The 14,641-nt window shown below is 45.1% G+C and carries 13 protein-coding genes; 9 read left to right on the forward strand and 4 right to left on the reverse strand.

Annotated elements, in window-relative coordinates:
- Window positions 1-75 precede the first annotated feature (75 nt).
- Both NV379_RS18135 and NV379_RS18140 read left to right on the forward strand, forming a co-directional pair.
- Window positions 76-783, forward strand: a complete 708-nt coding sequence (locus tag NV379_RS18135) for a DNA alkylation repair protein (RefSeq protein WP_258208756.1) — start codon at window positions 76-78, stop codon at window positions 781-783.
- Window positions 784-903: 120 nt separating this feature from the next.
- Window positions 904-1,470: an SF0329 family protein gene (locus tag NV379_RS18140; protein WP_258208757.1), complete on the forward strand. Its 567-nt coding sequence runs from the start codon at window positions 904-906 to the stop codon at window positions 1,468-1,470.
- Window positions 1,471-1,509: 39 nt separating this feature from the next.
- Here the strand turns inward: NV379_RS18140 and NV379_RS18145 are convergent, their stop codons facing one another.
- The 4 genes from NV379_RS18145 to guaD form a co-directional block, all read right to left on the reverse strand.
- On the reverse strand, window positions 1,510-1,659 hold the full coding sequence (locus NV379_RS18145; protein ID WP_308860305.1) for a GNAT family protein: 150 nt from the start codon (window positions 1,657-1,659) through the stop codon (window positions 1,510-1,512).
- Window positions 1,626-1,757: a hypothetical protein gene (locus tag NV379_RS26095; protein WP_308860306.1), complete on the reverse strand. Its 132-nt coding sequence runs from the start codon at window positions 1,755-1,757 to the stop codon at window positions 1,626-1,628. The genes NV379_RS18145 and NV379_RS26095 overlap by 34 nt, the downstream gene beginning before the upstream one ends.
- 336 nt (window positions 1,758-2,093) lie before the next feature.
- A complete protein-coding gene (locus NV379_RS18150) occupies window positions 2,094-3,416 on the reverse strand; it encodes a uracil-xanthine permease family protein (RefSeq protein WP_373426129.1) in 1,323 nt (440 codons plus the stop codon).
- 70 nt (window positions 3,417-3,486) lie between these two features.
- Window positions 3,487-4,851, reverse strand: coding sequence for a guanine deaminase (guaD, locus tag NV379_RS18155; RefSeq protein ID WP_258208759.1), 1,365 nt, complete (start codon window positions 4,849-4,851; stop codon window positions 3,487-3,489).
- Between the two features lie 187 nt (window positions 4,852-5,038).
- Between guaD and NV379_RS18160 the strand changes: the two genes are divergently transcribed.
- From NV379_RS18160 to NV379_RS18190, 7 genes are all read left to right on the forward strand, one after another.
- Window positions 5,039-5,374, forward strand: a complete 336-nt coding sequence (locus NV379_RS18160) for a nucleoside triphosphate pyrophosphohydrolase (protein ID WP_258208760.1) — start codon at window positions 5,039-5,041, stop codon at window positions 5,372-5,374.
- A gap of 37 nt (window positions 5,375-5,411) precedes the next feature.
- The gene (locus NV379_RS18165) at window positions 5,412-6,608 is read left to right on the forward strand and encodes an exonuclease SbcCD subunit D (RefSeq protein ID WP_258208761.1); all 1,197 of its coding nucleotides are present in this window, start codon (window positions 5,412-5,414) and stop codon (window positions 6,606-6,608) included.
- Window positions 6,565-9,657, forward strand: coding sequence for an SbcC/MukB-like Walker B domain-containing protein (locus tag NV379_RS18170; protein ID WP_258208762.1), 3,093 nt, complete (start codon window positions 6,565-6,567; stop codon window positions 9,655-9,657). Before NV379_RS18165 ends, NV379_RS18170 begins: the two co-directional genes overlap by 44 nt.
- A 265-nt stretch (window positions 9,658-9,922) precedes the next feature.
- Window positions 9,923-10,270: a hypothetical protein gene (locus NV379_RS18175; RefSeq protein WP_258208763.1), complete on the forward strand. Its 348-nt coding sequence runs from the start codon at window positions 9,923-9,925 to the stop codon at window positions 10,268-10,270.
- Window positions 10,271-10,460: 190 nt separating this feature from the next.
- A complete protein-coding gene (ggt, locus tag NV379_RS18180; protein ID WP_258208764.1) occupies window positions 10,461-12,551 on the forward strand; it encodes a gamma-glutamyltransferase in 2,091 nt (696 codons plus the stop codon).
- A 160-nt stretch (window positions 12,552-12,711) separates the two neighbouring features.
- A complete protein-coding gene (locus tag NV379_RS18185; protein ID WP_258208765.1) occupies window positions 12,712-13,401 on the forward strand; it encodes a 4'-phosphopantetheinyl transferase family protein in 690 nt (229 codons plus the stop codon).
- Window positions 13,402-13,640: 239 nt separating this feature from the next.
- Window positions 13,641-14,564, forward strand: coding sequence for an EamA family transporter (locus NV379_RS18190; protein WP_258208766.1), 924 nt, complete (start codon window positions 13,641-13,643; stop codon window positions 14,562-14,564).
- Window positions 14,565-14,641 lie beyond the last annotated feature (77 nt).

The raw sequence follows: 14,641 nt of genomic DNA on the forward strand, positions 1-14,641 counted from the left end.
TGTTTTTTTGCAAATAAGGAGATCAATTCGAGTATAATTAGGGTACATACTTTATTCGGGAAGGACTATCACACAATGAACTTAGAATCCGTCATGCAAGAACTCGAGCTACTAGGTAAGGAACGAATGAAGAAAATCTATATGTCTAATGGTGCGCGGGAACCTCTCTTTGGAGTAACAACAGGTGAGATGAAGCCGCTCTTTAGAAAGATTAAATTGAACCAGCCTTTGGCTGATCAGTTATATGCGACTGGAAATTACGATGCGATGTATTTTGCCGGAATCATTGCTGAACCGAATGTGATGACGGAAGCTGATTATGATCGTTGGATGGACGGGGCATATTTCTACATGCTCTCAGATTTTGTGGTGGCAGTAACCTTGGCGGAAGCTGACATTGCGCAGGAAGTATCGGATAAATGGATTGCAAGCGGCGATGAGCTGAGAATGTCCGCGGGATGGAGTTGTTATTGTTGGCTGCTCGGCAATCGTCCTGACAGTGAATTTTCCGAAGAGAAAATAGCGAATCTGCTTGAGATGGTGAAGAACACGGTTCATGATGCTCCAGAGCGAGCGAAATATTCAATGAGTAATTTTGTTTATACAGTTGGTGTATCGTATGCACCACTTCATAATAAGGCAGTAGAGATTGCAAATGAAATTGGCCCAATCGAGGTCGATCTGGATAAGAAGAAGAGCAAAGTGCTTCAACCTTCCGAACGTATTCAAAAGGATGTAGATAAGGGACGAATTGGTTTTAAACGCAAACACGTCAGATGTTAATAATGTACCGCGAAGTCGATCGATCGTCAGGAATATCCTCCTGATTGTCGATCGGCTTTTTTAACTATAAGCAGAAATATTGTATGATGGTATGTACAACATCGAAATGAGGAGGATGACATGTCCTGGAGTAAATTGAAGCAACAACTAGAGAGCTTTCTTAGTCCTGCATTAATCGGAAGGGTCGAATACGGTTCAACAAGTTATCGTTATTTGCCGGATAAAGCAGGGACTTGTTATATAACTGTAGATAAAAAGAATCTACTCAATATGAATGATAATACGATCTCAATTAAATGGTATCAGTCCGAGATGGAAATTAAGAATGATCCGAATATCCATATTCCGATCACGGAAGAAGAGATTGAAGCGGTCAGAAAAGGTAACAATGGCAAGGTTCCGGAGGATCGTTTACATGTCATTGCAAGAAGTAAAAAAATATCCGAAGTTGCCAAGGAGATTTTCACAGCTCAGACATCATTAAGTAAATCCAATTTTACCGCTACCGCGAATAAGTTCCTATCTACTTCGATTGAGGAGTGTTTAGAGAGTAAGGATATTCTGCTAAATATTCTAGCTTTGGTGGACAGACGAGTGGGGAAGAAGCGGCTGTTAAACATGAGCGATATTATGAAGATGAAGCATCCGATTGTGCAGTACTTTTATGAACTGCGGCTTGGTAGGTAATATAGAGAAGAGGGACGATAAGCCCTCTTTTTGTTGTATTTATTCGTACTCAACACCCCGAACCTTAGCAAATATCATCGTATCACATCGAATTTCAATACGACTCGGTTGCAGCTCAAGTATGGCAAAGTTCGTAATGGCATGTACGGCTTCAGCTACGTATCCTTGTTTGGCATAAGAGGTACGCACCCAGTACCTGATTTCAAATTTACGTGACTGCCAATCGATTCGATGAAGTCCACTGCAGGTAAGTCTAGTAAGATTGGATTCGTGTTCGTAGTGTCCATGTATTCATCCCCTTGAAAATATTTCCGATTAATTTAACATAGGTATGATTCTTATATCAAGAGAAAAAGGGGATGGACCTTGTACTAGACACGGTTCTTGACGCTATAGTGGATTCATTAGTGGTAATATAATCGTTATGGATAAATTGGACAGATTGTTTCATGTAGATTTTACCCCTTTCAAAAGGTGATTTGTTGTTGAATACAAAATCATCATAAGACTTAAAGTCGACTTTAAGTCAATAGAGGGGGATTGAAGATTTTTGGTGATTAAGTTAGAAAAGGGCTGATCCGTCAGGTTACTACATACGTAACCTGCTGGATCAGCCCTATTTATTATTTCTTATTCCCTGTCGGAAGTAGCTTATTAAGCAAGATCGCCGCTAGCGAAGCCGCTAGAATCGGTGAACCGAGCAAATATTGCACGAATGTCGGTAAAGCGTACAAGTAGTCTTTTGGAATAAGTACAAGCGCTAGTGTTAGGATCATTGGAATTGCAACGATGTACATCTCTTTCTCACCGATCTTCTCGTTGGTCATGACTTGGATACCGTTAATCGCAATGATTCCGCAGACGATGGCGAAGACACCGCCGATTACTGCTGTTGGAATGGATGAGATTAACGCAGCGAGTTTACCAGAACAACCGAAGATGATGAACCACCCACCTACTGCTAGGAAGACGCGGCGGCTGGCAATCCCCGTAATGGAGATAATCCCAGCATTGGTCGAATAGCCAGTCACTGGCGTTGATCCGAGTACAGAAGCAACTAGGCAGCTGAATCCTTCCCCAATTACACCTTGGTTGATGTTCTTATCCGTAAGTGGCTTGTCGATTACATTGCTGACTGCAAACCATGTTCCTGTTGTCTCAGCAAGTAGTACGAGATAAATAATGATCATCGTAATAATCGCGGAGAAGTTGAAGGAGAATCCGAAATCTTTGAACGGCAGCAGCGGCATGCTGAACCATTTGGCATCTGCAATCGCTGAGAAATTCAAGATCCCCATAAAGTCTGCTGCTAGACATCCTGCAACGAGAGCGAACATGACGGAAAGTACGCGGAAGAGCGAACCTTTTTTCCCAAGTAAAGAACCTAAGATGACGAATAGAATGAGTACGCCGCCGGAGATAAGAGCTAAGGAAACGTTCTGATCGATTGCAGCGTCTTTCGCGTTGTAGATATTATCCTGGATCGCAACTGGTAATAAAGAGAGACCGACGATAAAGATGATCGTTCCCCCGACAATGGCTGGGATGAAGGACTTCACGATTTTATTGAAAATGCCCGTGTAACCAAGAACAATGACTAAGAGTGAACCGACCAAGCTTGCGCCTAGCACCGAACTCCAGCCTAATTCTCCACCACCGCTCGCGGCATAAATACTGACGATCGCACCAAGCGGCACATAAGAAGGACCTTGCGCAATCGGTAGCTTCATGCAGAAGTAAGTTTGAATGAGTGTACCGATTCCGGCTGCGATGAATGTGGATTGAATCAATGCACTGGATTGACCAGCCGATAAACCGACTAACATGGCGATCAGGAACGGAACCACATACACGTCCATTGCGAGCACGTGCTGCAAACCGAGTAAGGTCGATTGACTGAACGAAATTTTCGCATCTGGCGAGATAACTAAATGCTGTGACTTCATTTGAGCTTGATCTTGATTGTCTGTATGTGTTTCCACTTGTGTGCACACCCCGATTGTTAAGTATTATTGTCTATCTGGAATGAACTTTATCGCCTTGTACCCATACTTCGCGGATATGTTCAGGACTTACGAGATACATTATTTTTTGGAAAATATCATTTAAATCTTCATTCTCATCATAAATAGGTAGCTTCGCAGCAGGAAGTTTCGTATCGATAATCTGTACATCCCACGCATAGTTTTCCCCAATACGACCGATTGGTAAGCTTAAACTTTCTCCCCCGCCGGCTGTCGCCAGATAGAAGGCTTGGTTCACGGTAATGCGTGAGTTTGGTAAACCGCGTTCGCCCGCAGGGAGTGCAGGATTCACACCATCTTCTAACATGCGAGAGGACATGACGGCTTGTCTAATGTTATCGAACAGACTAGGTGAGAAACCACCGGAAATATCGGATCCAAGACCAATCTCAACACCTTTATCATGAAGATGAGCGACTGGAATGACACTATTGGCAAAATAGGCGTTCGAGATCGGACAATGTGCAACCGCCGTACCTGTCTTCGCGAACAAGTCTGCATCCTGATCATCGAGGAAGTTACAGTGTGCCATAACGGATTTATCGCTCAATAGTCCAAAGTCATTTAAGGCATAAGCATCGTTCTTGTTGAACCGATCCTTCACATACCCATGCGCCCAGTCACTTTCACTGCAATGCGATTGGATGTGGGTATCATACTTAGCAGCAAGTTCGCCTAAACCTTGAAGTGCATCGTCTGTACAGCTTGGAATGAATCTTGGTGTTACGACAGGATAGATACCTTGTTTGGCACTCTTCGCAAGTTCTTTCACAGCTAGAATAAAGTCTTCCGTATCTGCTAGAGCACTTTGTGTGTCTGCATCGCGGTAGAATTCTGGATTCTGCTCCGCATCATCCATCACGACTTTTCCAACGAGACCGCGCTGTCCTTTATCTGCGCAAATTTGAGCGAGCAGTACACTTGCTTCTTTATGAACCGTTGCAAAATAAAGAGCTGTCGTCGTGCCATTAGCAAGTAGTGTGCTGACAACGTCGTCGTACACCTTTTTCGCAAATTCGAGATCTGCGAACTTTGATTCTAGCGGGAACGTGTACGTATTTAACCAATCGTAGAGTGGAATGTCCAGTGCTGTACCGGATTGTGCCCATTGGGGGGCATGAACGTGTAGATCGACAAAACCGGGTAAGAAGTATTGACCGTCAGCCAGCTGGTGGAAGTTGTCTTTACCTTGGTATACCGCAAGTAACGGCTGATAGTCGGCATCTTCAGGTGCCACGATATTCGCAATCATCCCGTCAACATTAATGCAGAATAGATGGTCTTTTAAGATATGGATTTCTTGGGGGGATTTGCTAGTGAAAGCAGTACCTAGGAATAAATGCGTATATTCACTCATTATTATCGCCTCAATGTTCGTGTTTTTAGAATATGTTTGTCATTATACGGGGTTATTGCTTATAAGTCCATACTAAAAGCGAATGTTAGATGGTGTAATGATAGGCAGATATTGTAATAGGTTTGATATACTTGTTGATATGTTACTATAAGGTTATAGGATTATATTCGAGAGGGAAGTAGATCGTATGCCCGTATACAATAAACTTGTTCGTGACCGGATTCCAACCATTATTCAATCGAATGGAAAGACGTGTAACACGCGGATTTTAGATGTGGAAGTATATAAGGAAGAGCTAGTAAAAAAGCTCAAAGAAGAGTCCGAGGAATATTACGCTACTGAACATCCCAAGGATTCACTAGAAGAGCTCGCTGATATGGTAGAAGTCATTCGTGCACTTGTCGAGGTACATGGCGCATCATGGGAGCAATTCGAAGAACTGCGCAAACAAAAGGAAGAAGCACGCGGTGGGTTTCAAGACAGAGTGTTCTTAATTGACGTAGACGACAACAAAGAAATTTAACATATAACTTTTATATTGAAAGGAGACTCATCCCCCTATGAAAATATTCCATACCGCAGATTGGCACTTAGGTAAATTGGTGCAAGGCGTCTATATGACAGAGGATCAGGCTAGTGTGATCGAGCAGTTCATTCAGGAAATTGAAGCAGAAAAGCCGGATATCGTGGTCATTGCCGGCGATCTCTATGATCGGGCGATACCGCCAACGGAAGCGGTGCAGCTCTTGGATCAAGTGCTGGAGAGAATTGTGCTGCAGCTTAAAGTTCCGGTGCTCGCCGTAGCGGGTAATCATGACAGCCCGAGTCGTCTTAACTTCGGCAGTTGCTTGATGCGGGCGGCAGGTTTACACATCACAGGGGAATTGTCGCACAGCTTAGAACCTGTTGTCATGCATGATGCGCATGGTGAGGTGCATTTTCATCTGATTCCATATGCAGAGCCAGTGCAAGTACGTTATTTGCTGAATCAAGAAGACATCAAATCGCATGACGATGCGATGAAATATATAACGGAGACGATCAAATCACAAATGAACCCAGAGGCGCGTCATGTGTTTGTTGGACATGCTTTCGTAACTCCTGGCGGTGAGGCTGAACCGAATACGAGTGACTCGGAGAGACCGCTATCGATTGGTGGGGCGGAGCATGTGAGTGCGAAGCATTATGAAGGTTTCCACTATACAGCGCTTGGTCACTTACATCAGGCGCATTATGTGGGGGATGAACGGATTCGTTATGCTGGATCGCCGCTGAAGTATTCCATATCAGAGGAACATCACAAGAAGGGATACTTGATCGTTGATCTAGATGCAGAAGGCACCGTGACGATTGAGAAAAGACTTCTAACGCCAAGACGCGACATGCGTACGGTAGAAGGACTAATCGCTGACATTGAGAAGCACCCGATACAAGAAGATTATGTGTTCGTTCGTTTGTTGGATGAAGGACTTGTCCTATCTGCCATGGAGCGCGTTCGTTCGGCTTATCCGCAAGCGATGCATGTGGAGCGGAAGATGGCGATTCCAGGTGTGTCTAGCGAGACGCATGCTGTGGATGGTCGAGCGAAGATGGACGGACTATCGCTGTTTAAGGCATTTTACCAAGATGTAAGAGGAGCAGAGCTGTCACCTGAGACAGAGCAGCTATTCATCGAGACGCTACACGAGATTAATCAGAAAGAAGGTGAGCGCAGTGAAGCCTTTAAAACTGACGATGACAGCATTCGGGCCGTATAAGGATACAGAAGTTGTTGATTTCTCAGAGCTTGCGGGACATCGCTTGTTCGTTGTGTCTGGTAATACCGGTGCGGGGAAGACATCGATCTTCGATGCGATTTGTTTTGCCTTGTACGGGAATGCGAGCGGTGAAGATCGGAGTGACAATCGGATGCTGCGCAGCCATTTTGCCGATGATCAAGTGCATACGTGTGTTGACTTTGTATTTGAGCTGAAAGGTCGGATATACCGTGTCTTGCGGCAGATCGCGCATGTGAAGGAAGGGAATAAGAGTGCAACGGGTGAGCGATATGAGCTCGTTGAACTTGTTAGTGGTGAAGAAGTTCCCATTACGGATCGTCCAATCGTATCTCAAGTTGATGAGAAAATTCGTGACATTATTGGACTGACGAAGGATCAATTCAGCCAGATCGTCATGCTGCCGCAAGGCGAATTCCGTAAGTTACTAACTTCCGAGACGGAGAATAAGGAAGAGATTCTAAGACGTATTTTCAAAACCCATTTATATAAAGATGTAGCGGATCACCTCAATGACAAACGTAGAGAGATGCAGAATCTGTGTGCCCAGCTTGAGAAGATGCGGGATTATCACATCCATACGTTAAAAGGATCACTGGCGGACCGTGAAGGTTCGGATTTGTATCACGTCTTTGAGCAAGAACACTACAATACGTACCAAGTGCTTGAAGCGCTAGGAGCAGAGATTATCTACTACGAGGAGCAAGTTGGTGAAATGAAGCAGAAGCTGCAAGAGGCATCTGCGAATTATCAAGCACATACGACGGCCTACCATCAAGCCCAGAATTTGAATGAACAATTTCAATTGTTGGATCGGAAAATAGATTCGAAGCAAGCACTCGTTGACCAACAACTCGTCATGCAGGAGAAAGAAAATCAGCTAACGCTCGCTGAGAAGGCGCTTCACTTGCAAGTCTACGAGCAGCACGATAGAGAAATGAAGGATGAACGCACGCGGAAGACTAGATTGCTAGAAGAAGCGGTGGTTGAAAGCAATTCCTCAGCAGCAGCTTATCAGCAAGCGACTCAGCTCTATCAAGAGGAAGAGGGCAAGCAAGAGCTGCGTGATCAAGTATCTAGAGAGTTGGATCGCCTACAAGGCTATTTGCCAACTGTGAAAGAGATGAATCAGAAGGAACAGCAGCTTGCACAGTTGCTGAAGGACATGGACCAGTTGTCCAGACAGGTGATCGACGCACAGACACAGCTTCATGCTGCTGAGCAGGAGCGTACGCAAGCTTCAGCACTTGTGAAGCAATTGGAAACTCAGGTTGCACTTCTGCCCGAAGTGACAGAGAAATTGGTACTGCTTAGACAGCAGGCGGTGCTCATTCAAGAATATTTGAAACTCATGCAGAAATCTGCGAATGAGAAACAAGAGGGAGCAGAACTTCATGCTGTGTTTACGAAGGCAGATCAGGTTTATGCGGATACAGAGGCACGCTGGATTGAAGGACAAGCAGTACTACTAGCAAGTCATTTGCATAATGGAGATAACTGTCCGGTGTGTGGGAGTATCGAACATCCGAAGAAGGCATCTGCAAGCGGTAGTGTTCCGACCAAGGATGAACTCGAGCAGTATCGGAAAGCGAAGTCTGAAGCGGAGAAGCATTATATGCAGGCAGCAGCTGCACTTGCTTCTACGAAAGAACAGCTTCAGGAGAAGGAACAACAATTAGTAGAGCAAGCGATTCAGACGGAAGGGCTTCAAGTGATGTATCAAGATCTCGTGACTGAAGGCAAGCAGTTAGCACTCGATGAGAAGCAGATGAAGGAAGCTCATGCTAAGCTCATTCCACTGAAGCGGGAGCTGGAAGCGCTGGAAGGCAAGCTAGAAGAGCTACGTAAGCAGAAGGAACATGTGCAGCAGGTAGCTAATGAGAAGAAGTCTGCGCATGCGACGCAGCAAGCCTTGTACGAGCAATCACTTGCAGCATTGCCGGAGGAAGTACGTCGTCTGGAGCAGCTAGAACAGCGGATCCATATGGCAGATCAGAAGAAGCAACAGCTGGATTCTGCTTGGAAAATGGCGCAGCAGCACTATCAGGCAGCAGGTGATCGGAATATCAAAGCAGAAGCCAATCACAGTCACGCGGTGAAACAGCAACAAGAAGCAGCAACTAATCAAGAGAAAGCTTTGCACAACTTCAGGAATGCCCTTGAACAAGCTAGTTTTGCATCTGTAGAGGCTTACTTGGCAGCACTCATGACGGACACAGCTAGACAAGAATTGAAGCAGCAGTTGGAATCGTATAAAGCCGATCTTCGGACGTTAACGAAGCAGATTGAAGAATTGTCCGAGCAGTTAGCGGGGAAAGAGCGATATAATCTGGATGCCCTTAAGCAGCAGTTAGACGAGATGGATTCGGGTGTGAATGCACTTCGCAATGCTTGTCTTCACTATGAGGGCAATTACAATAAAGGGCTTGAATATAAGGAGAATATTGAACTGGCAGAAGCGAACTATCAAGGCGCAGAGCGGGAACATCTTCTTATTCGAGATTTGTATGATGTGGTGCGTGGGGACAATGGCAAGAAAATTTCGTTTGAACGCTATTTGCAGATCGAGTTTTTGGAAAAGATTATTCAGCATGCCAACGAACGCTTGCAGCGTATGTCTGGTGGTCAGTTCTACTTGGTTCGCAGTGATCGGATGGAGAAGCGTGGCAAGCAGAGCGGCTTAGGCTTTGATGTGTATGATAATTACACTGGCCACATGCGGGATGTGAAGACATTGTCCGGCGGGGAGAAGTTTAATGCGTCCCTGTGCTTAGCGCTAGGTATGGCGGATGTCATTCAATCGTATGAAGGCGGCATATCGCTAGAGACGATGTTCATCGATGAAGGCTTCGGCTCCCTTGATGAAGAGTCGCTCACCAAAGCGATTGATACCCTCATCGACTTGCAGCAATCGGGTCGTATGATCGGCGTCATCTCGCACGTACAGGAGCTCAAGCAAGCGATTCCTGCCATTCTTGAAGTGAAGAAGACGAAGGATGGTCACAGCTATACGCGTTTCAATGTAAGCTAGTTCTTTCCCGTTAATCTTGTCCTAACTCGCGCCCTTCTGCATAAGCATGTAGTAGAGTGTGTTCAAAAGCTAAACGGAAAAGAAAAAATGTACTGGAGGATGCTTCCGATGTACTTTTCCTATGGAAAAGTTGTATCGCCTTTGAAATCGTGAAAATACATTTAAATTAATTCAAAACTCACGATTTCAACAGCGACCGGAAGTACTTTTTTCTTTGTAGTGATCAGGCTTTTGAACACGCTCTAACAGGAGGAGCGTGAGCCAAGTGGACAAGAAAGTGGGACGATACTATCAATTGAAATTGAAGCAAAAAGAGATAGAAAGCGAACTCTCCGAGCTGCGCAGTGAGATTATGAGCCATTGCAACGAGCAGGGTGTCTCGGATTTGGAAATTGGACGCTATAAGGTTCGGATCGTGCAACAGGAGCGCAAGGAGTATGACGATACCAAACTCTATGAAGCACTGCCTGATCCTGGCGTATGGCGTATGCTCTCGAAGGCAGACGCTTCGAAGATAGCTGGCCTCATTAAGCTTAATGTCATTACAGATGAGAAAGTGAAAGAGGCATATTCGATTAAGCAAGTTTCCTTGCTGCAGGTAGATAAGAAGTAGAATCATTTTAAGCCCAGTCCATTGCTCCTCATCGAGCTGTGCACGGGCTTTTTCTTTTTTTTGATAATGAAGTTGTAGGTTTCCATAGTTTTATGTAGTTGAATTTATAAAATAATAATTGTAATCGCTTACATATTTTGTGAGGTGGTTCGAAATTAAATATGAAAGTAGAAATGGAGGGTAATGAAGAATGAAACTTGTCAAAATGATGTGTGCGGCAACGATGACCTCACTGCTCGTCGCAACCCAAGTGGCTGCTGCTGTCCCAGGGGTTGACTCTGCAAGCGTTGGAGCTAAGCAAGGGATTGTGGCTGTATCTCACCCTCTAGCTGCGGAAGCGGGTAGAAAGATTCTGGAACAAGGCGGCAATGCTGTGGATGCAGCGGCTGCGATTCAAATGTCGTTGAATGTGGTGGAACCGATGATGTCGGGAATCGGCGGCGGTGGATTTATGCTGATCTACCTGAAGGATCAGAATAAGATCACGGTGATCGACAGCCGTGAAGTGGCACCGAAGAATGTGACGCCAGAGCTGTTCTTAAATGAGAACGGTAAGGCGGTTCCATTTAACGAGCGGCATACAAACGGCAAAGCAGTAGGTGTTCCAGGCACACTACTCGGCGTGGAATCGGCTCTTCAGAAGTATGGCACGATGAAGCTATCTGAGATCATCGATCCTGCCATTACTTATGCGGAAAAAGGTGTTAGGGTTAACTGGGCAACAGCGCAGTATATCGAACAGAACGTGAAGAAGCTTCAAAAGTTTGATACGGCAGGCAATGTGTTCGCACCGGGCGGCAAGGCGCTGCAAGAAGGCGACACTCTCATTCAACCGGATCTTGCGAAGACGCTCAAGCTGATTAAAGAAAAGGGCTCCTCCATTATGTATAGAGGTGAAATCGGTCAAGCCCTAGTGGCAGAAGTTCAGAAGCGTGGCGGTGCAATGACGCAAGATGACTTAAAGAATTATGTGGTTAAAGAAAGGGAGCCTGTAACAGGTACTTATCGCGGCTATGAAGTGGCTAGTGCTGCCCCTCCAAGTTCAGGTGGTCTGACGGTCATTGAAATCCTGAAATTGATGGAAGGATATGATGTTCAGAAGATGGGGGCGAATTCGGCTGACTATTTGCATCATGTCATTGAATCGATGCATCTAGCCTATGCGGACCGCGCTGCTTTCATGGCAGATGCAGATTTTTATCCAGTACCGAAAAAAGGTTTACTGGACGAGCGTTTCATTAAAGAAAGAAGACAATTAATCAATCCCGTTATCGCGACAGCGACTGTTAAAGAAGGAGACCCATGGAAGTACGAAGAGAAGGACTTGTCTGGTAAAGCCAAGGTGAAAGAAGAGAATCCGATTGGTCAGACCACGCATTTCTCTGTGATGGACAAATGGGGAAATATCGTCTCGTATACGACGACCATTGAGCAAGTATTCGGCTCGGGTATTATGGTTCCGGGTTACGGCTTCATGCTGAATAATGAGTTGACGGACTTTGATGCTGTGCCAGGCGGAGTGAATCAGGTCGAGCCAGGTAAACGTCCAAGAAGCAGCATGTCACCGACACTTCTTATTAAGGACGGCAAACCATTCATGGCTGTTGGTTCTCCAGGGGGCTCGACCATTATAGCATCCGTTGCACAGACGATTATGAATGTGATTGACCATAAACTGCCGATTCAGAAGGCGATAGATGCTCCTCGCATTTTCTCCAGCACCTATCCGAATGTGAGCTGGGAGGAAGGCATTGATCAAGATGTTGTGCTAGAGCTACTCGGAAGAGGACATCAATTTGACGCGAAGTCGCAAAGTATTGGGAACGTTCAAGCTGTAATCTTCGATTATGAGAATGGGAAGATGTACGGCGGTGCAGACAACACGAGAGAAGGAACCGTTCTTGGCGTCGATGCTGTAAAATTCATTGCAGACAAACCTCAAGCTCCGGTTCAAGTGAACCCAAGCACCTTTACACTGAAAGTTAATGGGCTAGCGTATCCATTCCAAGCTGCTCAGATGTTCATCGAGAACGGAACCAGTTATATTCAAGCAGATAAACTGCTACTAGGTCTAGGTGTAGACAGCAGTCTTGTGAAAATTCCAGCGGTAACAGTAGCCGGTAAGTCTTATCTTCCCGTACGAGCGACTGCTGAATCATTGGGATACCAAGTATCCTGGAATGAACAGGCAAGCGAAGTACTTCTAACCAAGGACAAGACGCAGACGTTAAGTGACCTACAGAAGTACGACAAGGATGAAAAATATAAAATTACGAACTAGGATTCAAGTGATGGCTTCGCCTTTGATAGCAAAGGCGAAGCTATTTTCTTTTTCAAAGAATGTGACTAGGGAGTGGACTAATTGTATAGTAAAATAATACAAGAGAACCCGAATGAATCGATATAGATCTCAATCAAGAAAGAATAGGATGCACCCAAATATGAGATTAGAAGCTGTACAACTCAGCGAGACAATTGAAGTAGACATGTTCCAATCTAAACTTGCGTTACTTCCACAAGAGCAGCAAAAGCGAATCATGCGTTTTGTCCGAAAAGAAGACCGAGACCGCGCTCTGGTCGGCGCTTTGCTAACTCGATCAACAATCGAGGAGCTTTGTCGTATCCCGATACAAGAAATCGAACTGGCAGCTAATGCTTACGGCAAACCGCATCTTCCCGCGTATCCTGACTTTCATTTTAATATTTCTCATTCTGGGGAGTGGGTCGTTGGTGCGTTTGACTCTGCTCCGATTGGCGTAGATGTGGAACAGATTCAGCCGATAGATCTTGCGATTGCAGATCGCTTTTTTACGAAGCAAGAACGAGACTACATCGTAAATGTCGCTGAACAGAAGCAACTAGAGCGATTTTACGATTTCTGGACATTGAAAGAAAGTTACATCAAGGCGGTTGGCAAAGGTTTGAGCATCCCGCTCGACTCGTTCTGGATGCAGATCACAGAGAGTGAATCTATTTCACTGCATACAGAGGAAAAGTCTCAATCTTGGCAATTTCGCCAATATCCACTACATGCCGATTACAAGCTCGCGGTCTGTGCGTCACATGCAAATTTCTCAGATGGGGTAAGGGTTCGAGCGGTAAGTCAATTTTTGGAAACGGTACAGCCATAATTTAATCGACGTAAAATGGTTGACCCGAGGGGCAATTCCTTTTACAATAGACACCAGCAACTAGACAACTTACTAAACTTCAAGTGAGCCCTGAAAAGCGCTCATTATGTTGAAGGCGAAATTTTAACAAAGACAATTAACTTTGGTTTCATTCGCCCCCTTGTTCGTTTATGACGAGCAAGGGGGCTTTCGTTTGCACTTTTTCACTTCACCATGCTAAAACATAAGGAGGTTTACAGATGGATCGGATTAAATATTCACTTCTTGTATTTCTTGGAGCATGCAGCTACGGGGTGTTATCGACTAACCTGAAGCTTGGGATGAACGCAGGTTTTACGATGCCGCAAATTCTGGGTGGGCAGTATTTCTTCGGATGGTGTATGCTGCTTGCTTTGATGCTTATATTCTCTCGTGTAAAAGTTCGCTTGAAGCAAGTAGGTGCGCTGCTGCTTGCTGGTATTCCGATGAGTATGACGGCTTTGTTCTATGGGGTAGCCGTTGAAGAATTGCCTGCTTCGATGGCAGTGTTGATGCTATTCCAGTTCACATGGATTGGTGTTATTCTCGAAGCAATCTGGGAACGCAAGATGCCAAGCCGCGGCAAGATGATCTCTATTGCTGTCCTGATCGTAGGTACGATCTTAGCTGGTGGTATTCTTGAGCAATCGGGCATTCACTGGACATTACTTGGAGTTGGCTGTGGTTTATTATCTGCCATTTCGTTTGCCGTATATATCTTCGTGAGTGGTAAAGTAGCGGTTGAAGTACCCGTATTTACGAAAAGTTTCATTATGGTAACAAGTGCGCTCATTATCTTATTGTTCGTACTGACACCTTCCTTCTTGTTCGATGGTTCCTTAGCGCAAGGCGCATGGAAATTCTCTATTCCACAAGCACTTCTTGGCAGTATCATTCCGGTCGTCTTCTTCACCATTGGTGTGCCAAAAGTAGGTCCTGGTTTAGGTACAATCCTCGGCGCGGCAGAATTGCCAGCGGCGGTAATCGTATCGGTTATTGTGCTCAATGAGCAAGTCACGGCTCTTCAATGGTTCGGTATTATATTTATTCTAGTTGGGATTATTATTCCGCAATTCATGCCGGAGCAGGATCAAGAGAAGATGGATGGACAGCCGTCACATCGCACAATTGAACATTCCGTATAACGTTAGCTATAGGCTCCCTAATCGATGATTAGGGGGCTTTTTTTGTGTCCTCATTTTCTATTATTCAAAATATTTCT

Source organism: Paenibacillus radicibacter (assembly GCF_024721995.1).
Classification (GTDB): Bacteria; Bacillota; Bacilli; order Paenibacillales; family NBRC-103111; genus Paenibacillus_AM; species Paenibacillus_AM radicibacter.

Excerpts from the sequence above, each read along its gene's own strand:
- NV379_RS18140 (WP_258208757.1), top strand. The coding sequence starts at position 904 with ATGTCCTGGAGTAAATTGAAGCAACAACTAGAGAGCTTTCTTAGTCCT.
- guaD (WP_258208759.1), bottom strand. The coding sequence starts at position 4,851 with ATGAGTGAATATACGCATTTATTCCTAGGTACTGCTTTCACTAGCAAA.
- NV379_RS18150 (WP_373426129.1), bottom strand. The coding sequence starts at position 3,416 with ATGAAGTCACAGCATTTAGTTATCTCGCCAGATGCGAAAATTTCGTTC.
- NV379_RS18190 (WP_258208766.1), top strand. The coding sequence starts at position 13,641 with ATGGATCGGATTAAATATTCACTTCTTGTATTTCTTGGAGCATGCAGC.
- ggt (WP_258208764.1), top strand. The coding sequence starts at position 10,461 with ATGAAACTTGTCAAAATGATGTGTGCGGCAACGATGACCTCACTGCTC.
- NV379_RS26095 (WP_308860306.1), bottom strand. The coding sequence starts at position 1,757 with ATGGACACTACGAACACGAATCCAATCTTACTAGACTTACCTGCAGTG.
- NV379_RS18185 (WP_258208765.1), top strand. The coding sequence starts at position 12,712 with ATGAGATTAGAAGCTGTACAACTCAGCGAGACAATTGAAGTAGACATG.
- NV379_RS18165 (WP_258208761.1), top strand. The coding sequence starts at position 5,412 with ATGAAAATATTCCATACCGCAGATTGGCACTTAGGTAAATTGGTGCAA.
- NV379_RS18135 (WP_258208756.1), top strand. The coding sequence starts at position 76 with ATGAACTTAGAATCCGTCATGCAAGAACTCGAGCTACTAGGTAAGGAA.
- NV379_RS18160 (WP_258208760.1), top strand. The coding sequence starts at position 5,039 with ATGCCCGTATACAATAAACTTGTTCGTGACCGGATTCCAACCATTATT.